The sequence below is a fragment of the Nocardia sp. CY41 genome (genome assembly GCF_009829325.1).
Taxonomy (GTDB): Bacteria; Actinomycetota; Actinomycetes; order Mycobacteriales; family Mycobacteriaceae; genus Nocardia.
Genome location: NZ_VUOS01000001.1, coordinates 477377 through 497771, shown reverse-complemented (window position 1 = coordinate 497771; position 20395 = coordinate 477377). Strand labels below are relative to the sequence as shown.

19 protein-coding genes are annotated in these 20395 nt (G+C 69.7%); 11 read left to right on the top strand and 8 right to left on the bottom strand.

Translation table 11 applies throughout. The features are described 5' to 3' along the window. The first annotated feature begins 79 nt into the window (after positions 1-79). Positions 80-736 carry a recombination regulator RecX gene (recX, locus tag GVY64_RS02405; RefSeq protein WP_159838309.1) on the top strand — a complete coding sequence of 219 codons (657 nt, stop codon included), beginning with the start codon at positions 80-82 and terminating at the stop codon, positions 734-736. 501 nt (positions 737-1237) lie between these two features. Here recX and GVY64_RS02400 read toward each other — a convergent pair. From GVY64_RS02400 to GVY64_RS02370, 7 genes are all read right to left on the bottom strand, one after another. Further along, positions 1238-1690 (bottom strand): GlcG/HbpS family heme-binding protein, encoded by a 453-nt coding sequence (locus tag GVY64_RS02400; RefSeq protein WP_159838190.1) that lies wholly within the window; start codon positions 1688-1690, stop codon positions 1238-1240. Continuing rightward, a complete protein-coding gene (locus GVY64_RS02395; protein ID WP_159838188.1) occupies positions 1638-2585 on the bottom strand; it encodes a DMT family transporter in 948 nt (315 codons plus the stop codon). Before GVY64_RS02395 ends, GVY64_RS02400 begins: the two co-directional genes overlap by 53 nt. Continuing rightward, a complete protein-coding gene (locus GVY64_RS02390) occupies positions 2575-4095 on the bottom strand; it encodes a flavin monoamine oxidase family protein (RefSeq protein WP_159838186.1) in 1521 nt (506 codons plus the stop codon). The genes GVY64_RS02395 and GVY64_RS02390 overlap by 11 nt, the downstream gene beginning before the upstream one ends. A gap of 212 nt (positions 4096-4307) precedes the next feature. Further along, a complete protein-coding gene (locus GVY64_RS02385; protein WP_159838184.1) occupies positions 4308-5210 on the bottom strand; it encodes an amino acid ABC transporter permease in 903 nt (300 codons plus the stop codon). After that, positions 5207-5887, bottom strand: a complete 681-nt coding sequence (locus tag GVY64_RS02380; protein WP_159838182.1) for an amino acid ABC transporter permease — start codon at positions 5885-5887, stop codon at positions 5207-5209. Before GVY64_RS02380 ends, GVY64_RS02385 begins: the two co-directional genes overlap by 4 nt. Before the next feature lie 106 nt (positions 5888-5993). Further along, positions 5994-6830, bottom strand: a complete 837-nt coding sequence (locus GVY64_RS02375) for a glutamate ABC transporter substrate-binding protein (RefSeq protein WP_159838180.1) — start codon at positions 6828-6830, stop codon at positions 5994-5996. Positions 6831-6880: 50 nt separating this feature from the next. Then, entirely contained in the window at positions 6881-7609 is a 729-nt protein-coding gene (locus GVY64_RS02370) for an amino acid ABC transporter ATP-binding protein (RefSeq protein ID WP_159838307.1), read from the bottom strand. Between the two features lie 259 nt (positions 7610-7868). Here GVY64_RS02370 and miaB point away from each other — a divergent pair, with 259 nt between their 5' ends. Both miaB and GVY64_RS02360 read left to right on the top strand, forming a co-directional pair. Next, positions 7869-9422, top strand: a complete 1554-nt coding sequence (miaB, locus tag GVY64_RS02365; protein ID WP_159838178.1) for a tRNA (N6-isopentenyl adenosine(37)-C2)-methylthiotransferase MiaB — start codon at positions 7869-7871, stop codon at positions 9420-9422. Beyond that, positions 9419-10144, top strand: a complete 726-nt coding sequence (locus tag GVY64_RS02360) for an Rv2732c family membrane protein (RefSeq protein ID WP_236566544.1) — start codon at positions 9419-9421, stop codon at positions 10142-10144. Before miaB ends, GVY64_RS02360 begins: the two co-directional genes overlap by 4 nt. Positions 10145-10192: 48 nt before the next feature. Here the strand turns inward: GVY64_RS02360 and GVY64_RS02355 are convergent, their stop codons facing one another. After that, a complete protein-coding gene (locus GVY64_RS02355) occupies positions 10193-11569 on the bottom strand; it encodes a DUF349 domain-containing protein (protein ID WP_159838176.1) in 1377 nt (458 codons plus the stop codon). A gap of 241 nt (positions 11570-11810) precedes the next feature. Between GVY64_RS02355 and GVY64_RS02350 the strand changes: the two genes are divergently transcribed. From GVY64_RS02350 to GVY64_RS02315, 8 genes are all read left to right on the top strand, one after another. Further along, positions 11811-12575, top strand: coding sequence for a hypothetical protein (locus GVY64_RS02350; protein ID WP_159838174.1), 765 nt, complete (start codon positions 11811-11813; stop codon positions 12573-12575). Next, the gene (miaA, locus tag GVY64_RS02345) at positions 12572-13501 is read left to right on the top strand and encodes a tRNA (adenosine(37)-N6)-dimethylallyltransferase MiaA (protein WP_159838172.1); all 930 of its coding nucleotides are present in this window, start codon (positions 12572-12574) and stop codon (positions 13499-13501) included. The genes GVY64_RS02350 and miaA overlap by 4 nt, the downstream gene beginning before the upstream one ends. Beyond that, complete coding sequence (locus tag GVY64_RS02340) at positions 13498-14334, top strand: TrmH family RNA methyltransferase (protein WP_159838170.1); 837 nt, start codon at positions 13498-13500, stop codon at positions 14332-14334. Before miaA ends, GVY64_RS02340 begins: the two co-directional genes overlap by 4 nt. A 33-nt stretch (positions 14335-14367) precedes the next feature. Beyond that, positions 14368-15249 (top strand): diaminopimelate epimerase, encoded by an 882-nt coding sequence (gene dapF, locus GVY64_RS02335; RefSeq protein WP_159838303.1) that lies wholly within the window; start codon positions 14368-14370, stop codon positions 15247-15249. A gap of 207 nt (positions 15250-15456) precedes the next feature. Continuing rightward, entirely contained in the window at positions 15457-16884 is a 1428-nt protein-coding gene (gene hflX, locus GVY64_RS02330) for a GTPase HflX (protein ID WP_159838301.1), read from the top strand. 538 nt (positions 16885-17422) lie between these two features. Then, positions 17423-18319, top strand: a complete 897-nt coding sequence (locus tag GVY64_RS02325; protein ID WP_159838168.1) for a lysophospholipid acyltransferase family protein — start codon at positions 17423-17425, stop codon at positions 18317-18319. A 428-nt stretch (positions 18320-18747) separates the two neighbouring features. Beyond that, complete coding sequence (locus GVY64_RS02320; protein ID WP_159838166.1) at positions 18748-18927, top strand: hypothetical protein; 180 nt, start codon at positions 18748-18750, stop codon at positions 18925-18927. A gap of 297 nt (positions 18928-19224) precedes the next feature. Further along, a complete protein-coding gene (locus GVY64_RS02315; protein WP_159838164.1) occupies positions 19225-20370 on the top strand; it encodes an acyl-CoA dehydrogenase family protein in 1146 nt (381 codons plus the stop codon). Positions 20371-20395: the final 25 nt, after the last annotated feature.

Below are 20395 nucleotides of genomic sequence, written 5' to 3'. Positions count from 1 at the left end.
GCCGGAAGGCGTCCGGGTACACGAACAGGATTCCGAGCTCGTCCGGAGAACCGAAGGTGGTTCGGTTGCGCCGGGCACCATGGGAACTCGGCCGGATGCGTCCGATCCGCAGCGGGCGCGTCCGGCCGGGGCCCGTCGTGGGCGCCGGGAGGCGCGGGGGCGTCCCGGCTCGCCCTCGACCGATTCCGGTCGGCCCGCAGGCCGGTCGGCGGATCCGGTGGCGGCCGGATCCGAAGGCGGGACGGTCGAGCAGGCGAAGGAGGCGTGTCTCCGCTTGCTGGCCGTCCGTGCCCGCAGCCGGGCAGAGCTGGCCGAGCGTCTGGCCGCCAAAGGGTACGCGCCCGAGGTGAGCGAATACGCGCTCGACCGCCTCGGCGAAGTGGGCCTCATCGATGATGCCGCCTTCGCGGAGCAGTGGGTGCACTCCCGCCATACCTTCTCCGGCAAGGGCAAGCAGGCGCTCGCGCAGGAACTCCGGCGCAAGGGCGTCGCGCAGTCGGATGCCGCGGCCGCCCTCGACGCCATCACCACCGACGACGAGGAGGCCCGCGCCGCCGAGCTGGTTCGCCGTAAACTGCGCTCGCTCCCACGAGAACTGGACCACGAGAAGACGATTCGCCGCCTCGTCGGCATGCTGGCCCGCCGTGGTTACGGTCAGTCCATGGCGTATCGGGTGGTCAAGACCGAATTGGCCGAGCGGGGGATCGAGGGCGACCTCGACGATTCCATCGATTGAACTCGACGGCTCAGGTGGCTTCCGGCGATAGGGGGCCGTGCCCCGTCAGTTCGAGGCGCTCATATGCGGCGGTCGTCCACCCGCGCGACGTCGTAGGAGTTCGTCGGCGGCACCGACTTCACCCGGATCGGCGCCTTGTCACGGCTACCGAAGCCATGCGTGGTCATGCCGGAGAGCGCACCCGATCGGCGCCGAATGGATCCAGCCCGTGCGGGCGAAAGTCGCATCGCGCTCACGACTGCGCTCTACGCCGGTCGGCTCGGCGGGATACAGTTGCCCGGTGCGCGGCTACCCGCTCGGGCGGCTCTGCGCCGCTGCCGCGCCGCAAGCTCCCATGGTCAGCGGAATCTCGGGCGACTACGACGTTTCCGGTCGGTTTGCTGGTTGTCGCTGCTCGGACAGTCGATCGGGGCTCGGCCCGCGGCTGTTGAGCTCTGTACCCTTCGTACCGCTGCGGCGGACGTGCAACGCTGTGCGGGTTTCGGGTGCGGCATCGTCGGTCTACACCTCTCCTGTGTCGGCGGATAGACCGGCGGCCTCGATGCCCGCCACGGCTGCCCTTTCGTCCTCCAGGGATATCGCGGCCCCCGTCGAACCGACCGCACCGAGGATTCCGCCCGCCGAGTCCCGGATGAAGACGCCGCCGGGCACGTCGAGGATGCGCCCTTCGGCGAGCGCGGCGACCGACGTGAAGAAGGTCGGCGCGGCTGCCGCGCGCCTGGCGATCTCGCGGTTGGAGACGCCGAGGCCGAGCACGCCCCAAGCCTTGGCGATCGCGATCTGCGGTCGCAGTATGCCGGAGCCGTCCTGGCGTTGTAACGCCACGAGATGGCCGCCGGGATCGAGAACCGCCACCGTGAGCGGGGCGAACCCGTGCGCCGTGCCGTAGGCCAGCGCCTCGCTAACGATGAGTGTCGCCCGTTCCAGCGTGATCGAGGTCGTGGTGACCGTCATTTCCTACTCCTGTGTCGAGGATTTGCGGATTGTGTTGGCTATAGATCAGTGCCGCCAGTACCAGCACCGCGCCGGCGATCTGCAGCCCGGTGACACCTTCGGTATCGGACACCACGGCGAACACCGCCGCCGCCACCGGCACCGCGAACATGAAGACCATCGTTTGCGCCGACCCCACCCGCCGCACGCCCCAGTACCACGCCACGAGGCCGTAAACGGTCACGCCCAGCACGGAAAAGGCCAGCGAGACCACGGTTGTTCCGGAAAGCCTCGGCAGACCGTCCGGCAGTGCGGGCGCGGCCGCGGCGGGCAGCAGCAGCGCGGCGCCGATCGCCGAAGTCCACGCTGTGACCCGGAGGGGACTGTGGTCGGCCAGCAGTGGTCGGGTGACGACCGGGTAGGCGCCCCACAGCGCGGACGCGAGCAAGGCGGCCAGGTCGCCGAGCGCGCGATCAGGCGCGGAGTGGCCCGCGCCGCGACCGAGGACGACCAAGGCCACACCGGCCATCGCCACGCAGGCGGCGGTCAGCACGGCAGACCGAACGGGCTCGCCGGTCAGCCGGGCCAGCAGCGCGGTCCAGAAGGGCGACAGCGCGATCAGCATGGCGGACTCGGTCACCGTGGTGAGCGCCACGGCGGCGCTGAAGGCCAGCTGATATGCCACGATGCCGATCCCGGCCGACAGCGCCAGGCGCGGCCACCACCGGCGCGCGATGGCGGGCCTGCCCTCCACGGCGAGCGCTAGCACCAGCAGCAGCGGCGCGGCCGCCGCGAAGCGGATCGCGTTGAAGGTCACCACGTCCAGTTCGCGCAGCCCCCAGCCGGTGACCGTGTAGCTGGCGCCCCACACGGCGCTCACCGAGGCCAGGACCCAGGTTGCGCGATCAAGCCGCACGCGGCACGCTCACCTGATCCAGCAGGTGGCGTACCGACGCCAGCGCCGATTGCAGCGCGCCTTGGATCCAGGCGTGCGCGACCGAGAGATGCTCGCCGGCGAAGAACACCCGCGGTGCCGGATGTGGATGCGGGGCACCGATTTCCGCGAGGTAGCGCGCGTGCTGTCCCGGTGCCAGATAGGCGAACGCGCCACCGCCGATGCCCACCTGTTCGTCCCAGGTCCAGTGCACGACGTCGTCGACGGCGGCGGTCAGTCCGGGATGCAGTTGCTCGAGCGAGGCGAGCACTATTCTGGTGCGGTCGTTCTCGGGCAGCGCCGCGAACCGCCGGGCGTTGTTCTCCCACAGATAGGCGGCGGTGAGCACAGCCGGGGCGTGCGAGCGTTCCGGGTCCGCGGCGGTCCAGCGGGTGGCCCCGGGCGCGAGCCGAGCGTTGTCGGACGGATACCACACCTGCTGGATCGGCAGATCGGTGAAGCTGCCGCCGCCGAAGATCCCGTCCACGTGTTCCCAGTGCCGATCCCGCACGTGGACAAGGGTTTTGGTGCTGCTGGCGTAACTGATGCCTCGGATCGCCTGCCGCTGTGGTGCGGGCAGCGCGGGGGAGATGTCGATCTGGTCCAGGCCGGGCGCCGGCACCGCGCAGATCACGAAATCGGCCTCGTCGGTGAACGCGGCGCCGTGCCGCTCGCCGCCTAAGCGCACGCCGTCACCGGTGACGCGCAGTTCGGTGATTCGTGAGGCCAGCCGCAGGCTGCCGGGGCGCAGCGCGTCGGTGAAACCGCGGATGAGCGCGTCGGTGCCGTCCACGAGCTCCAGTTGGTCGACGTTGAACAACCCGAAGTAGTCGACGAGCACCTCGAGCAGCGAGGCGTGCTCGTAGTGCAGCAGCCCGCTGGCATGCCCGATCAGATCCCAGGCGTCGGGCGAGAGGCGCTGCCGGGTGAACTGCCACAGCGAGGTCGCCGCGAGCCGGTCCAGCTCCGGGTCGGCAACGTCACCGGCCAGCAGGGCCTTGCGCCGCTGGGCGCCGAGGCCGTGCCAGGCGTCGCGCAACAGCCGCTCGAGCACCAGCAGCGGGTCGGTGCGCTCGGCTTCGTGCAGCTGGTAGGCAGGCAGCGCCTCTTCCACCCGCGACCTGCGCACCCGGCGACCCCGCAGCAGGTAGTACGCGTCGGGGTTGGCGTTGACGAAAGTTCTTGTGGCCAGACCGAACTCGTCGACGTAGTGCAGAGTGCAGTGATGGTTGCCGGGGATCCGCATCGCACCGAGTTCACCGTGGGTGCCATCCCAGAACCGCCAGGTGCGGACCCGCCCGCCGGGACGCGCTGTGCGCTCATAGACGGTCACGTCCAAGCCGTGGCGCTGTAACTCGTACGCGGCGGCCAGGCCGCTTGCGCCGGCGCCGATCACCGCGACCCGCGCGGGGCCCGCGTCCCCGGGGCGGCGCAGGTCGCCAGGAAAGGAGAAGGACTCGTCGAAAAGAAGGTCGGAGGTACGGCTGGTCATCGATCAACTCCCGCAGGTATGAAGCACTGATGACCGTCCCGCCGGTTCGAATACCGGGGATCGGCGTATGCCTACGAGATTGACGGGACGCCGCCGAGGGCACGAGTGTTGCGCTCAGCTCGAGCGCAACACTCCGCCGCCGGGGTCGGTGCCGTGCGTTATTGCTGCGTGGTAACGAGTTCTTCTGCGCGGCAACGGTTCCGAGTTCCGGATCAGGGTTTCCGGCCGATGTCGACGCCGGGGGCCGCGTCGGTGATGACCGAGTCCGCGGCGACGACCGCGCCGCCGCCCTTTCCGCGCTTGCGCGCCCGCAGCCGCTGCTCCAGCTTGGTCGCCACCCAGGTCAGCGCGCTGTTGAGGGCGATCATGACGATCGCGATGACGATCAGCGCCGGAATCGTGTTCTGTTCGGCCGCACCGAGTTGCTGGCCGGAGCGAACTATTTCGACATACGTGATCTGATAGCCCAGCGCCGAGTCCTTGAGCGCGACCACCATCTGCGAGACCAGCGCGGGCAGCATCGCCGTGACGGCTTGCGGCAGCAGGATCAACCGCATCAGCTGATTCTTGCGCATACCCAGCGCGACGGCCGCCTCGGTCTGTCCCTTCGGCAGCGAACGGATGCCCGCGCGCACGATCTCCGCGATGACCGAGCCGTTGTAGACGGTCAGCGCGGTGACCACCGCGGCGAGCGCGAGATCCTCGGACTGGAACACGTCGTACTCGGAGTACACCGCGAACAGGAAGATCATCAGGATGAGCACGGGAATGGCACGCGCCACCTCGACGACGGTTCCGGCGATCCAGCGCACGACGCGATGGTCCGACAGGCGCAGGATGCCGAAGACCATGCCGATGACCAGCGCGAGCACGATGGACAGCAACGCGGCGACGATCGTGCCGCGCAGACCGGGCAGCAGGTAGGTCGACCAGACCTCCGCATCCAGGAACGGCTTCCATTTCTCGGCGGTGAACTGCCCTTTGTCGGCGAAACCGCGATAGAGCACCCAGCCCGCCGCGGCCACGGCGACCACGACCAGCAGCGAGTAGACGTTGTTGCGCAGCCGAGCCTTCGGGCCCGGCGCGTCGAACAGGACCGAAGCGCCTGCGCTCATCGGGCCACCTCGTATTTCTTGGCCAGCCAGCCGAAGAACAGGCCGGTCGGCAGGGTCAGGATGACGAAGCCGAGTGCGAAGATCGCGCCGATCGCCAGGACCGCGGCCTCGGTCTCGGTCATCTCCGCCATCAAGGTCGCCGCTTCGGCGACGCCGATCGCCGAAGCGATGGTGGAGTTCTTGGTCAGCGCGATCAGCACGCTGCCCAGCGGGGCGATCACCGAGCGGAAGGCCTGCGGCAGCACGACCAGCCGTAGATTCTGCAGAAAGCCGAATCCGAGCGAACGGCCCGCCTCGGACTGACCCATCGGCACGGTGTTGATGCCCGCGCGCAACGACTCGCAGACGAAGGAGGCGGTGTAGATGCTCAGGCCGACGACCGCGAAGCGGAAGTTGTTCTGCGCCAGGGAGTCCGGCCCCTCACCGGCGAGGCGCCAGCCCATCGTCGTGTAGAGGCCCAGCGACATGAACACGATGATCAGCGTGAGCGGGGTGTTGCGGAAGACGGTGACGTAGGCGGTGCCGACCCAGCGGGCGACCGGCACGGGCGACACGCGCAGCGCCGCGACGACGGTGCCGAGAATCAGCGCGCCGACCGCGGACAGCACGGTCAGCTGGATGGTCACCCAGAAGGCTTCGAGGATTTGGCTGTCGTACCTCGAGATCAGGTCGAACACGGCGGACGCGTTCCTCCGATCGGGTCTCGATGGTCAGGGGAGGTGCGGCGGGTGGCCCGGCCCGGTCGGGGACGGGCCACCCGTGCGGGGCGACGAGTGCGGATGCTCAGTACCGGTTCACGGTCGGCGGCTGCGGGGCCTGGTAGCCCGAGGCGCCGACGGTCGAATCGAACGCCTTCTTCCAGGAACCGTCGGCGATCATCGCCTCGATCGCGTCGTTGATCTTGTCGCGCAGCTCCTTGTCACCCTTCTTCGAACCGATGCCGTAGTTCTCCGTGGTGAACGGCTTGCCGACCACCTTGAACGCGCCGCTGCTCTGCGCGGCGTACCCGGCCAGGATGATGTCGTCGGTGGTCACCGCGTCCCAAGATCCGGCCCGCAGCCCTTCAAGGCAGAGCGAGTAGGTGTCGTTGGTCTGCAACTGGGTGTCGGGGAAGTTCTTCTCGATGTTCTGGGCCGGAGTGGAGCCCTTCACCGAGCAGACCTTCTTGCCCTTCAGGGTCTCCGGGCCGGTGATGTCGGTGTTGTCGGCGCGCACCAGGAGCGACTGCCCCGCGACGTAGTACGGCCCGGCGAAATCGACCTTCTCCTTGCGCTTGTCGTTGATCGAGTACGTCGCGACGATGTAGTCGACCTGTCCGTTCTCGATCAACGTCTCACGCTGCGGCGACGGGGCTTCCTTGAACGTGATGTCGTTCGGCTGCACGCCCAGCTTCCCGGCGACGTACTTGGCCACTTCCACATCGAAGCCGCTGTAGGACCCGTCCTTGTTCCGCAGGCCGAGGCCCGGCTGGTCGAACTTGATGCCGATGGTGAGCTTGCCGTCCTTGGCGTGGTCGAGGGCGGACTTGTCGTCGCCGCCGCCGCACGCGGTGGCGGTCGCGGCGGCGAGTGTCAGGGCGATCGCTCCGACACCGATGCGCAGAGCGCGATTGATCCTCATCGAGTTCCTTCTCCCTATCCGTGGGTGTGCTGGCCGCTGTGTCCGGCAGGTCAGTGGCTCAAGATCTTGCCCAGGAAGTCCTTCGCGCGCTCGGACTTCGGGGCGGTGAAGAAGGCGTCCGGCTGCGCGTCCTCCACCACCTGGCCATCGGCCATGAACAGCACCCGATTCCCCGCGCGGCGCGCGAAGCCCATCTCGTGGGTGACGACCAGCATCGTCATCCCGTCCTTTGCCAGCGACACCATCACTTCGAGCACCTCGTTGACCATCTCCGGGTCCAGCGCGGAGGTCGGCTCGTCGAACAGCATCACCTTCGGGTTCATCGCCAGCGCCCTGGCGATGGCCACGCGCTGCTGCTGGCCGCCGGACAGCTGGGCCGGGTACTTGTCGGCCTGATCGGCGATGCCCACCCGGTCGAGTAGCTCCATCGCGCGGGCGCGGGCGGCGTCCTTCTTGACTTTGCGGACCTTGACCGGCGCGAGCATGACGTTCTCGACGATCGTCTTGTGCGCGAACAGGTTGAAGGATTGGAAGACCATGCCGACGTCGGCGCGCAGGGCGGCCAGCGCGCGGCCCTCGGCGGGCAGCGGGATGCCGTCGATGGCGATGTCGCCGGAGTCGATCGGCTCCAGCCGGTTGATCGTGCGGCACAGCGTCGACTTCCCGGAGCCCGAGGGGCCCAGCACGATGACGACCTGTCCTTTGGGCACCTCGAGGTTGATGTCCTTGAGTACGTGCAGGTCGCCGAAGTGCTTGTCCACTTTGCGCATCAAGATCATCGGCGGTTCGCTTGTGGCGGCGCTGACGGCCCCGGCAGAGGCGTCCCCGGTCGTGGCGGGCGCGGCGTCGTCGTCGGTCATGGTCATGACCTTAGGCAAAAATCGGAAATTTGCCCGACTTTCCGCGACACACCGTCCCGCCGCGCCGATCGGACACTCGGGCGTAACCTCCCGGTTGCTCCGCCGTCGGCCGAAGACTGCCCGGAGCCTGCGCCGATGCCCGCGAAAGCCACCGTCGGCCGCCCCGTACCCTGGACGGGTGGATTCGATCGGACAGGCAGTGTTGGCCCCCGTTCCCGCCGAGGGCGCAGCACGCAGTTACGAGGTCCGCACCTTCGGCTGCCAGATGAACGTGCACGATTCCGAACGCTTGTCGGGCTTGCTGGAGGACGCGGGCTACGTGAAGGCCGCGCCCGGCGCGACGGCCGACCTCGTCGTCTTCAACACCTGCGCGGTGCGCGAGAACGCCGACAACAAGCTCTACGGCACGCTCGGACATCTGGCGCCGATCAAGGCGGGCCATCCGGGCATGCAGATCGCCGTCGGCGGCTGCCTGGCGCAGAAGGACCGCGATGTCGTGGTGCGCAAGGCGCCGTGGGTGGACGTGGTCTTCGGCACGCACAACATCGGCTCGCTGCCCGTGCTGTTGGAGCGGGCCCGCCACAACCGGGAAGCCCAGGTGGAGATCCTGGAGTCGCTGGAGGCGTTCCCGTCCACGCTGCCCGCCAAGCGCGAGTCCGCCTACGCCGGCTGGGTCTCCATCTCGGTCGGCTGCAACAACACCTGCACCTTCTGCATCGTTCCGGCCCTGCGCGGCAAGGAGGTCGACCGCCGCCCCGGCGACGTGCTCGCCGAGGTGCAGGCGCTGGTGGATCAAGGCGTGCTCGAGGTGACGCTGCTCGGCCAGAACGTGAACTCCTACGGCGCGTCCTTCGCCGATCCGAACGAGCCGCGCGACCGCGGCGCGTTCGCCAAACTGTTGCGCGCGTGCGGGCGCATCGACGGCTTGGAACGGGTCCGCTTCACCTCGCCGCACCCGGCCGAGTTCACCGACGACGTGATCGAGGCGATGGCCCAGACCCCGAACATCTGCCCGCAACTGCACATGCCGCTGCAGTCGGGTTCGGATCGGGTGCTCAAGGCGATGCGCCGCTCGTACCGGAAAGCCCGCTACCTCGGCATCATCGACAAAGTGCGCGCCGCGATGCCGCACGCGGCGATCACCACCGACATCATCGTGGGCTTCCCGGGCGAGACCGAGGAGGACTTCCAGGACACCCTGGACGTGGTCCGGCAGGCGCGCTTCACCAGCGCGTACACCTTCCAGTACTCCAAGCGGCCCGGAACGCCCGCCGCAGGCATGCCCGACCAGCTGCCCAAGGCCGTCGTCCAGGAGCGCTACGACCGGCTCATCGCGTTGCAGGAGGAGATCTCCTTGGCCGCCAACCGGGAGCTGATCGGCACCGAGGTGGAGCTGCTGGTGGCCGAGGGCGCGGGTAAGAAGAACGCCGCGACCGCGCGCATGAGCGGCCGCGCCCGCGACGGCAGGCTGGTGCACTTCCGCCCGGGCGGTACCGCCGAGCCGATCCGCCCCGGTGACCTGGTCACGGTCGACATCACGGCCGCGGCGCCGCACCACTTGGTCGCCGATGCCGCGATCAAGACCCATCGCCGCACCCGTGCCGGTGACGCGCACGAACGCGGTGTGACGCCGAAGACCGCGCCGATCGGCGTCGGTCTGGGGCTGCCCCGTATCGGCGCGCCCGCCCCGGAACCGGCCGCCGCGAGTTGCTCCACCGGCTGCGGCGCATGACCACGCGCCCGGACGACAACGACGACGCCGCCCGCGGCGCGGAAGGTGCCGCGTCCGGCGACGACGAGCGCCGCGCGTCCGCGGCGACCCCCGGGCACGAGCCCGCGAGCCCCGCTGGCGACGAACGAAACGAGGACTCAGTGAGCTCGGTCGAGAGCACCGGCGATTTCGAACAGTTCCGCGACGATCTGGATGCCGTCGAGCGCAGGATCGCCGGCGAGATCGATCCGGGCGTCCGCGCCATGGTCGTGGCCGGCGCGGTATTCCTGCTGCTGGCCTCGCTGGTCCTGTCGCACGCGGGCGCGGCGCGCGGCTTCGACGTGCTGTTGAACACCGACGTCGCGCGGGCCGAGCACATCGGGCTGCCCTCGCGGGTCTTCGTCTGGTTCCTCGTGGTCTTCGGCATCGGGTTCTCGATGCTGGCGCTGATGACCCGCCGCTGGGTGCTGGCCTGGATCGCGGTCGCGGGCAGCGCCGTGGCGAGCGTGTTCGGCGTGCTCTCCATCTGGCACCGCCAGACGCCCGGGGTCGGCAACTACATCGGCGCGGGCCCCGGCATCGGGCTGATCCTCGGCGCGATCGTCACCGTCGTGCTCACTTTCCATTGGATCCGTGTGGTGTGGAGCCGCACCGCACTGCATCTGGCCGCTGAGGAGCAGCGCCGCAACGCCGCGGCCGCCGCCGAGGAACGCGACCGCCGCCGCCTCATGGGCGATTCCTGACCAGGACGATGCGACCCCGCCCGGCCTGGACCGGGCGGGGTCGCATCGTCACCGGTTGCTGACGGCGCCTTCGGCGGCCTCGGCCCACTCCCGCCACTGCTTGGCCTGCTCCAGCGCCTTCTCCGCATCCCGGGCATTGCCCGCGGCCTGCGCTTTCGCGGCCTGCTCTTCGAACTGCGCCACGCGCTCCCGGAACTGCGCGGCACGCGCCATCGCCTCCGGATCGGTGCGCCGCCATTGCGCGTCCACGGCATCGCGCACGCGCTTCTCGATCGCGCGCAGCTTCCCTTCCAGTTCCTGCATGCGCTCGCGTGGCACCTTGCCGATGGCGTCCCACTTGTCCTGGAGCTCGCGCAGTGCGCTGCGGGCCGTTTCCAGATCGGCGGACGGATCGATGAAGGCGTAGGCGCTCAGCAGTTCCTCTTTGGCGGCCGCGTTCTGCTCGAACTCGGCGTCGCGCTCGGAGACGGCGGCGTTGCGGGCGGCGAAAAAGACGTCCTGCGCGCTCTTGAAGCGCCGCCACAGCGCCTCGTCGGCCTCGCGCGGCGCGCGGCCCGCGGCCTTCCACTCGGCGAGCAGATCGCGGAAGACGCTCGCGGTGGCCACCCACTCGGTGGATCCGGACAGCTCCTCGGCCTGCACGCACAGCTCTTCCTTGCGCGCTTTCGCGGCGGCCCGTTCCCGGTCCAGCTCGGCGAAGTGCGCGCCGCGGCGGCGGTTGAACGCCTCGCGCGCCTTGGAGTAGCGCTTCCACAGCGCGTCGTCGACCTTGCGGTCCACGCCCCGGATGGATTTCCACTCGTCGAGAATCTCGCGCAACCGATCGCCCGCGGCCTTCCACTGGGTGGACTCGGCAGCGATCTTCTCCGCCTCGGCGGCCAGCGCCTCCTTGCGTTCGGTGTGCTCGTGCCTGGCGCGTTCCTTCTCTTCCTTCGCGTGCGCGGCGGCCTCTTCGGAATGCTCGGCGATGGCCTGCAAGCGCCGAGCCAAGCCCTCGATGTCACCGATGACGGCGGCGGTCGGCAACGACTCGGCCAGCGCCGTGGCGGCGGCCTTGGTCTTGCGCGCGTCCGCCCCCGCGGCCAGCCTCGCCTCCAGCAGGGCGACCTCGGTGGCCAGATCGTCGAACCGGCGGCCGAAGTGCGCCAGGCCCTCCGCGGCGTCACCGGCCTGCCACGAGCCGACCTGCCGTTCGCCCTCGGCGGTCTTCACCCAGGCGGTACCGTCCTCGTCGACCCGGCCCCACAGGCTCGGATCGGAGACGGTGGGCACGACGACGGGATGGGGATGCTGCTGGGCCGGGCCAGGGGCGGGTTTGACCGCGTGCGGCTTGGGCGGTTGAATCGAGCGGCCCGGTTTCGGGGCACCGGAAGAACGGGGCATCTTGCCGGGGCCGGCTTTCGCGGTTCCGTTGCTGTCGGTCATTTTTCCTCGTCCCTGCCGCGCGTCACGGCTGCCTGGTTACGCCCTAGCTCATCCCATTGAACCCGGTCCGAGCCCTTGTGACCATCGACCCATGCCTTCCCGAGGAGGAATCCCGGGGGTTTCCAACCCCTGATGACCTGGGTTGTAGCTCCTCGAACACTATCAATCCCGGCGGTGTTTCCGGGAGAGACACTCGAAGCCGGGCGGTACCGGTGGTCCCGGCAACGACTACGGTTACGACGTGTTCTCCGTCGCCGCCCTCGTTCCGTCGCCGCCCGTGCTGGTCCCCGAGTTGTGCGGCGGCGTGGCGGACGAGGCGGGAACAGGCGATCCGGACCCGCGCGCGGTGCTGCGGTCGGCCGTGCTCGACGCCGTGCGCGATGTCGCGGCCGCGGCGGACCACTGGACGGTGATCGGCGTAGGCGCGGACGAGCGGACGTTCGGTCCGGAGACCGTCGGCACGTTCCGCGGATTCGGCGCGGACGTGCGGGCCGGCCTTTCCGGTGCGGCGGTCACGGGACCAGGGCGGGCGGACGCCGACCTGCCGTTGGCCGTGCTGATCGGCGGGTGGCTGCGCGGACAGGTCGCCCCCGGCGCGATCGCCGAGGCGCGCGTGGTCCCCGCGGACGCGACGCCGGAGCACTGCCGCGAGTCCGGGGCGAAGACGCGTGCGGCGCTGGACGGCGACGTCGCGCCGCGCGGTGTGCTCGTCGTCGCCGACGGCGCGGCGACACTGTCCACCAAAGCGCCCGGCTACCTGGACGAGCGGGCCCGTCCGGTGCAGGACCGCCTGGACCATGCCTTGGCCACGGGCGATCGCGCCGCGCTGTGGGCGCTCGATCCCGGCCTGTGCGGCGAGCTGGGCATCGCGGGACGCGCCGCCTACCAGGTGCTGGCCGGGCTGTTCCGCGCCGACCCGCTGGTCGAGACGCGCTACTGCGACGCCCCGTTCGGGGTCGGCTACCACGTGAGCCTTTGGCGGCCCGCGGGAGACGATGCGTCGTGACGGACTCCATCACGCCGATCGCGGTGGTCGGCCCGACTGCCACCGGCAAATCGGATCTCGCCCTCGACCTGGCCGAACGACTCGGCGGCGAGATCGTGAACATCGACGCGATGCAGCTGTATCGGGGCATGGACATCGGCACCGCCAAGCTGCCCCTCGAGCAGCGCCGGGGCATTCCACACCATCAACTCGACGTGCTCGACGTGACCGACACCGCGTCCGTCGCCGCCTATCAAGCGGCGGCCGCCGCGGACGTCGTCGCGATCATGCGGCGCGGCCGGGTGCCCATCATCGTGGGCGGGTCGATGATGTACGTCCAAGCGTTGCTGGACCAGTGGGAGTTCCCGGCCACCGACCCGGCGGTCCGGGCGCGCTGGGAGGCGATGTTGGCCGAGGAGGGCGTCGCCGCCGTGCACGCGGCACTGCGCGCGGCCGATCCGGTGGCCGCGGCCACCATCTTGCCCACCGACGGCCGCCGCATGGTGCGCGCGCTCGAGGTCGTGGAGCTCACCGGACGGCCGTTCGCCGCCTCCGCGCCGACGATCGGGCAGCCGCGCTGGGACACCGTCGTCATCGGCGTCGACCGGGAGACCGCGGCCCTGGACGCGCGCATCGAACGGCGCACCGCCGCGATGTTCGAGGGCGGGCTGGTGGAGGAGGTGCGCGGCCTCATCGAGCGGGGCCTGCGCGACGGCGTGACGGCCCGCCGCGCTATCGGCTACGCACAAGTCCTGGCCTATCTGGACAACGAATACGACCTGAACCACGCTCAGGAACGCACCCTGATCGGCACCCGGCGCTACGTGCGCAGGCAACGCTCCTGGTTCCGCCGCGATCCTCGGGTGCGGTGGGTGGACGGCGCCGCCGCGCATCCGGCCGCGACGGCGCTGGCCCTGCTCGACGAGAAAGAACGGACCCCGCAGTGACCCGACGTGTGAGCACGCGCAACGCCTCCGTCCAGGTGTGGCAGGCCTACCTCAACAACCGCACCAAGCGTCATCGCGACGGCCGCTTCCTGGTGCAAGGGGTCCGTCCTATCACGCAGGCGATGGCCAACGACTGGCCGTTGGAGACGCTGCTGTACCGGCTCGGCGGCCCTGAGCTGTCGAGCTGGGCGCGCGAAGTGCTGGACACCAGCGGCGTGCCGCAGGTCGGCTTGGTGCCCGAGCTGATGGCCGAACTCGGCGAGAAGTCGGGGGGAATCCCGGAACTGGTGGCGGTCGCGGAGTCGCGGCAGCCCGAGCTGGAAACCTTCGAGCCGGGTGAGCCTGGGGAGGACGCGCCGGTGGTCGTGGTGTTCGACCGGCCGAATTCGCCGGGCAACCTGGGCACCCTGATCCGCTCGGCGGACGCGTTCGGCGCCAGCGGGGTCGTCGTCACCGGGCACGGCGCCGATCAGTACGACCCGCTGGCCGTGCGCGCCTCGACCGGTTCGCTGTTCGCCGTGCCGGTGTTCCGCGCCGCCGGACCCGCGCAGGTGCTGGAGTTCCGCAACCGGCAGGTGCGCCGCGGTATCCCGACCCGCATCGTGGGGACCGACGAGCACGGCAGGCACGCCGCCTACGACTACGACTTCACCGAAGCGACCGTTCTCGTCGTCGGCAACGAGACCAGCGGGATGAGTTCCGCCTGGCAGGCGGCCTGCGACGACCTGGTGCACATCCCGATGGGCGGCACGGCCAGTTCGCTGGGGGCGCCCTCGGCCGCGGCGGTGGCGCTCTACGAAATTTCCCGGCAGCGCCGGACGTTTGCCAGATGACGACGAGATAGGGAGACATCACTCGTGCCGGACATCGAGTTCACCAAGGGCCACGGCACCCAGAACGACTTCGTCGTGCTGCCCGACCCACAGGCCGACCTGGCGCTGACGGCCGCGCAGGTCGGTGCGCTGTGCGATCGCCGCCGCGGACTCGGCGCGGACGGTGTGCTGCGAGTGGCGCGCGCCGGCGCGCTGCTGGCCGCCGGCGTGCTCGCGGAGATTCCGGAGGAGGTCGGCGCCGACGACTGGTTCATGGACTATCGCAACGCCGATGGTTCGATCGCCGAGATGTGCGGCAACGGCGTGCGCGTGTTCGCCCACTACCTGACCGCGACGGGACTGGAGACCCGCGACAGCTTCGTCGTCGGCAGCCGCGCGGGGGCGCGCCCGGTGACGGTGCACGCCGGGAACTCGGTCACCGGGGACGTCACCGTGGGCATGGGGCGGGTGCGCGAACTCGGCGCCTCCACCGCGACCATAGCGGGCTGGGCGCTGCCCGGAATCGGCATCGATGTCGGCAATCCCCATCTGGCCTGCGTCGATCCGGGGATGTCCGCGGACGCGCTCGGCAAGCTCGATCTGACGGTGCCGCCCGGCTTCGACCCGGATCTGTTCCCGCACGGCGTGAACGTCGAGATCGTCACCGCGCTGGACGCCGAGAGGTCGGTCGACATGCGGGTCTACGAGCGCGGCGTGGGCGAGACCCGTTCCTGCGGAACGGGAACCGTCGCCGCGGCCGCCGCGGCGCTGGCCGCCGACGGCTTCCGGATCGCCGAGGACACCGGCCGGGTGACGGTCCGCGTGCCCGGGGGCGAACTGACCGTCGGCCTCGAGCGTGGCACGGCGTGGCTGCGCGGACCGTCGGTGCTGGTCGCCACGGGCCGCCTCGCCGGATCGTGGTGGAACGGACGGTGAGCGGCGCCGCGCACCGATAACCGGGTGCGTGCTGCGGTGATGTCGTGGCAGCATGGATGGTGTATGAGGAAATCAGAGACGTATGAATTCACCCCCGCGGACGCGCCTGACGACGCCGCCGCGGCGGACGATGCCGTAACCGGCGACGACAACGCGACCGGCGCGGACGCCGTGACCGGCGACGTCGTCGCCGAGCACAAAGCCAGGATGGACCGATCGGGCTGGTCGGCCGATCCGACGGTGGGCGAGCTCCAGTTGGAGGACCGCAGCTCGCTACGACGGGTCGCGGGTCTGTCCACCGAACTCGCCGACATCACCGAGGTCGAGTACCGGCAGCTGCGCCTGGAGCGCGTCGTGCTGGTCGGTGTCTGGACCACGGGAACCGCCGCGCAAGCCGAGGCGAGCATGGCCGAACTGGCGGCGCTCGCCGAGACCGCGGGATCCGAGGTGCTGGAAGCGCTGATCCAGCGCCGTGACCGGCCGGATCCGGCCACCTATATCGGCTCGGGCAAGGCCGACGAGCTGCGCTCGGTGGTGCTGGAAACCGGCGCCGACACCGTCATCTGCGACGGCGAGCTGACTCCGGCACAGCTGACCGCTCTGGAGAAGGTGGTCAAGGTCAAGGTGGTCGACCGGACCGCGCTGATCCTGGACATCTTCGCCCAGCACGCCACCTCCAGGGAGGGCAAGGCGCAGGTTTCGCTGGCCCAGATGGAGTACATGCTGCCCCGGCTGCGCGGCTGGGGTGAGTCGATGTCCCGGCAGGCCGGTGGTCGCGCGGGCAGCAACGGCGGTGTGGGTCTGCGCGGTCCCGGTGAGACGAAGATCGAAACCGATCGTCGCCGCATCCGCGAGCGCATGGCCAAGCTGCGCCGGGAGATCCGGGAGATGAAGACGGCGCGCGACACCATGCGGGCGCGCCGTACGTCCAGCGGCATCCCGTCCGTGGCGATCGTCGGTTACACCAACGCGGGCAAGTCGAGCCTGATGAACGAGCTCACGGGCTCCGGCGTACTGGTGCAGGACGCGCTGTTCGCCACCCTCGATCCGACCACCCGCCGGGCCGAGCTGGACGACGGGCGCGAGGTCGTCTTCACCGACACCGTCGGCTTCGTGCGGCATCTGCCGACCCAGCTGGTCGAGGCGTTCCGCTCCACCTTGGAGGAGGTGACCGGCGCCGATCTGCTGCTGCACGTGGTGGACGGCTCCGACGCGCTGCCCGCCGAGCAGATCAAGGCGGTCCGCGAGGTCATCACGGATGTGATCAAAGAGTCCGGCACGCCCGCCCCGCCGGAACTGCTGGTGGTGAACAAGACCGACGCGATGGGTCCGACCGAGCTGACGAACCTGCGTGCGCTGCTGCCGGACGCGTCGTTCGTCTCCGCGCACAGCGGCCAGGGCATCGACGCGCTGCGCGAGCGGCTCGCCGAAATGCTCGGCGGCTTGGACGTGGAGATCAGCGTGCTGCTGCCGTACACGCGCGGCGACCTGCTCGCCCGCATCCACGCCGACGGGCGCATCCTCGGTTCGGACCACGAGGAGGGCGGAACTCGCGTTCGCGCACGCGTCCCGCATGCCCTCGCTGCCGCTCTGTCGGAGTACGCGCATGCGGGCACGACCGGGACGCAGGAGTAGGCGAGCCCCCGTTTCCTGAGCCGTGACTTCTGCCGCGTATTCGCGCGCGCCGGTTCCGAGCGCAGCATGCGCGCCGCAATCGACCCCGCCGGCAGACGTTCGCGCGGAACGGCGGCGGCGCTTTGCAGCCAGGGCTGACGAAAGATGACCCGGATGCCTGGCGGCGTCGGCTCCGCGTCGAGACTGCGCGCTGGTTGTGGCGTGGCAGCCTCGGTCGCCGAGTCGAGGGAGCCCGCGCCCGGAACGTGCGATGCGGTGCCCGGAGGCGTCGACCAGGGTGAGGACGGTCCTCCTACGTCGTGGGATCGCCGAACTCTTCGTCGCCCGGGGTTCCGCGTGGTGTGGGCGGGCATCGGAGCGACGCGCCGACGCCCCCGCTCAGCGCCTGGGGACCGTGCGTTCGCGCCGGGCTTGCCGGGGACGGTGAATGAGCTGGTCGTTCGACCGGGTCGGGCGTGTCGTGACGGGACGCGCACATCCGATGCGACGCAGTCGATTTCGTTGCGCTATCGTCATCGAATCGACATCAGGAGGGTTCATGTCGGACGCCCGCTCCGATTCCCGCACCCGGCGCTCCGGCGCCGCGAACAGCGCCGACCCGGCGCTCACCGACGGAGCGCCGCTGTCGGTTTCGCTGACCGACACCGATCTGCGGGTGATCGACACCCTGCTCGCCCCGCTGCGGGCGTGGACCAGTCCGCGTTTCTACGGCCTGGAGAACATCCCGGCCGACGGCCCGGTGCTGCTGGTCGGTAACCACAACCTGCTGGGCGGCATCGACGCGCCGATGCTGCTGCCGGAGGTGCTGCGCCGCCGGGGCCGCCTGATCCGTGGGCTCGCCGAAAACGTGCTGATCAACGTGCCCGGTGTCCGGCACTTGCTGCACCACTACGGCGCGGTGCGCGGCACCCGGTCCAACTGCCTGGCCCTGCTGCGGCGCGGCGAGGCCGTGATGGTGTTCCCCGGCGGCGGCCGGGAGGCGGTCCGCCGCAAGAACGAGAAGTACCAGCTGAAATGGGAGGGCCGCAGCGGTTTCGCGCGCATGGCCATCGAGGCGGGTGCGCCCATCGTCCCGGTCGCGATGATCGGCGTCGACGACGCCTACGACATCGTGGTGGACGGCGACCATCCGCTGCTGCGCCCGTTGCGCTGGACCGTGGAAGCGCTCGGGCTCAGCCGTGACCTCACGCCGCCGCTCATCCGCGGCGTCGGCCCCACGGTGATCCCCCGCCCGGAGCGCTTCTACTTCTCCGCGGGCGCGCCCATCGATCCGGCGCCCTGGCGCAACGCCGGCGATATGCACGCCGCCGCCACGGAGTTCCGCGACGTTGTACGCAAAGCCCTCGAGGAGGAGATGAACTTCCTTTTCGCCGAACGCGCGCGCGACGAAGGCCGCACTCTGGTGGGCCGCTTGCGCGGCTGGCTGACGCGCTGACAGCTCCGGCGGTCGTCGTGAGGGCTCGATCGATGAACGTCGGCGCGGTGCTGCGAGCACGGCTCGTCACGTAGTGCCGATCAGCCGTCGGCCAGTTCATGGCTCGACCGTTGCCTCGCTCGATCAGCGTCCTCCGCCGAAGAACTTCCCGGCCGCACACGTCACCGCCGTGAGCCGGGATCTGCGCGGTTTCGGCAAGCCGAGTCGTCGGAACGGGTCGACGGCCGCATTCTTTTCGCGGCATGAGTTCGGATGTACCGGCGGATGTCGGCCGACTGTTACATACACCGAGGCCGCACACTCGCGCACGACCGGGATCGTTGGGCCCCGCTAGGCCGGACTGCTCGCACTTACTTCGATCACCACCGGCCCGGTCGACGGATCGAACCTCGCGGGCCGACGCCGCGTATCACTCTGCCACCGCCGCAATGCGGATCACCACGGGGCCGCTGACCGGCATCACTTACACCGACGCCGACAGCGCGGCCCGCGCGGTCGCCGCCACCTACCGCCCATTCGCGCCCGCCGATGACGGTGACGGCGACGACGCGGCCGAGTTGGCGCTGGTACCGACGTGCCGACGGGTGATCGCCGCGGAACGGTTGTGATCGGTGAACGGTGCCGACGCGGCTGTCGGCGCTTCGCCCGGCTCGGCTTCGGCGGTTGTCGATGGGCGCACGCGAATCGGCGGCCTTCGGCGTCACGTCTGCGGGTGCTCGCTCCCAGCCGTCCGGAGCCTTCGGCCGTTTGCCGGGAATCTCGTCCGCTGATCTCGACCCGGTTCGCCGCTCCTGGTGAGACCACGGTTCTGGCCCCAGAAGTGAACAGGGATTCTCCTTCCGGGTACGGTATGGGGCAACGACTGGTCGGTGTGGACCGGCCGGTGTGGTCACTAGGAGGTTGGCGTGGAACGCACACTGTTCGAACCCGAGCACGAACTGTTCCGGGAGTCGTTCCGCAAGTTTCTCGATCAGCACGTCGCGCCGAATCACGCGAAGTGGGAGGAGCAGGGCATCGTCGACCGGGAGGTGTGGCTCGAGGCGGGCAAGCAGGGCTTCCTCGGCATGGCCATGCCGGAGCAGTACGGCGGCGGCGGGGTGAAGGATTTCCGCTACAACGCCATCGTCTCCGAGGAGTGCGTGCGCGGTCAGTACTCCGGCCTCGGCTTCTCGCTGCACAACGATGTGATCGCGCCTTACTTGCTCGAGCTGGCCAACGACGAGCAGAAGCAGCGCTGGTTGCCCGGCTTCTGCGCCGGTGAGATCATCACCGCGATCGCGATGACCGAGCCGGGCACCGGTTCGGACCTGCAGGGCATCAAGACCCGCGCGGTGCGCGACGGGGACGACTGGATCCTCAACGGCGCCAAGACCTTCATCACCAACGGCATCAACTCCGACATCGTGATCGTGGTGGCTCAGACCGATCCGGAGAAGGGCGCGATGGGCTTCAGCCTGTTCGTGGTCGAGCGCGGCATGCCCGGTTTCGCGCGCGGCCGCAACCTGGACAAGCTCGGCCTCAAGGCTCAGGACACCGCCGAACTGAGCTTCACCGACGTCCGCGTGCCCGGCAAGAACCTGCTCGGCACCGAGGGGATGGGCTTCATCCACCTCATGCAGAACCTGCCGCAGGAACGCCTGTCGATCGCCGTCATGGCGGCTGCGGCGATGGAGTCCTGCCTGGACATGACCGTGCAGTACGTCCGCGACCGCAAGGCGTTCGGTAAGCCGATCGGCGCGCTGCAGAACACCCGCTTCGTGCTCGCCGAACTGGCCACCAAGACCACCGCGGTGCGCCTGATGGTGGACAAGTTCATCGAACTGCTCAACGAGGGCAAGCTGACCGCCGAGGACGCGGCGATGGCCAAGTGGTGGAGCACCGAGGAGCAGCTCGACCTGATCAACCGCTGCCTGCAGCTGCACGGCGGATACGGCTACATGAAGGAATACCCGATCGCCAAGGCCTACATGGACGCTCGTATCCAGACCATCTACGGCGGCACCACCGAGATCATGAAGGAAATCATCGGGCGCAGCCTGAAACTGTCCTGAGCGCACGGCGTCTCCGGCTCGGGCC

Bases quoted from the DNA above. Each gene is read 5' to 3' on its own strand.
- recX (WP_159838309.1), top strand. From the start codon at position 80: ATGGGAACTCGGCCGGATGCGTCCGATCCGCAGCGGGCGCGTCCGGCC.
- GVY64_RS02400 (WP_159838190.1), bottom strand. From the start codon at position 1,690: ATGACGGTCACCACGACCTCGATCACGCTGGAACGGGCGACACTCATC.
- GVY64_RS02390 (WP_159838186.1), bottom strand. From the start codon at position 4,095: ATGACCAGCCGTACCTCCGACCTTCTTTTCGACGAGTCCTTCTCCTTT.
- GVY64_RS02385 (WP_159838184.1), bottom strand. From the start codon at position 5,210: ATGAGCGCAGGCGCTTCGGTCCTGTTCGACGCGCCGGGCCCGAAGGCT.
- GVY64_RS02375 (WP_159838180.1), bottom strand. From the start codon at position 6,830: ATGAGGATCAATCGCGCTCTGCGCATCGGTGTCGGAGCGATCGCCCTG.
- GVY64_RS02370 (WP_159838307.1), bottom strand. From the start codon at position 7,609: ATGATCTTGATGCGCAAAGTGGACAAGCACTTCGGCGACCTGCACGTA.
- GVY64_RS02360 (WP_236566544.1), top strand. From the start codon at position 9,419: ATGACCACGCGCCCGGACGACAACGACGACGCCGCCCGCGGCGCGGAA.
- GVY64_RS02355 (WP_159838176.1), bottom strand. From the start codon at position 11,569: ATGACCGACAGCAACGGAACCGCGAAAGCCGGCCCCGGCAAGATGCCC.
- hflX (WP_159838301.1), top strand. From the start codon at position 15,457: ATGGACCGATCGGGCTGGTCGGCCGATCCGACGGTGGGCGAGCTCCAG.
- GVY64_RS02325 (WP_159838168.1), top strand. From the start codon at position 17,423: ATGTCGGACGCCCGCTCCGATTCCCGCACCCGGCGCTCCGGCGCCGCG.
- GVY64_RS02320 (WP_159838166.1), top strand. From the start codon at position 18,748: ATGCGGATCACCACGGGGCCGCTGACCGGCATCACTTACACCGACGCC.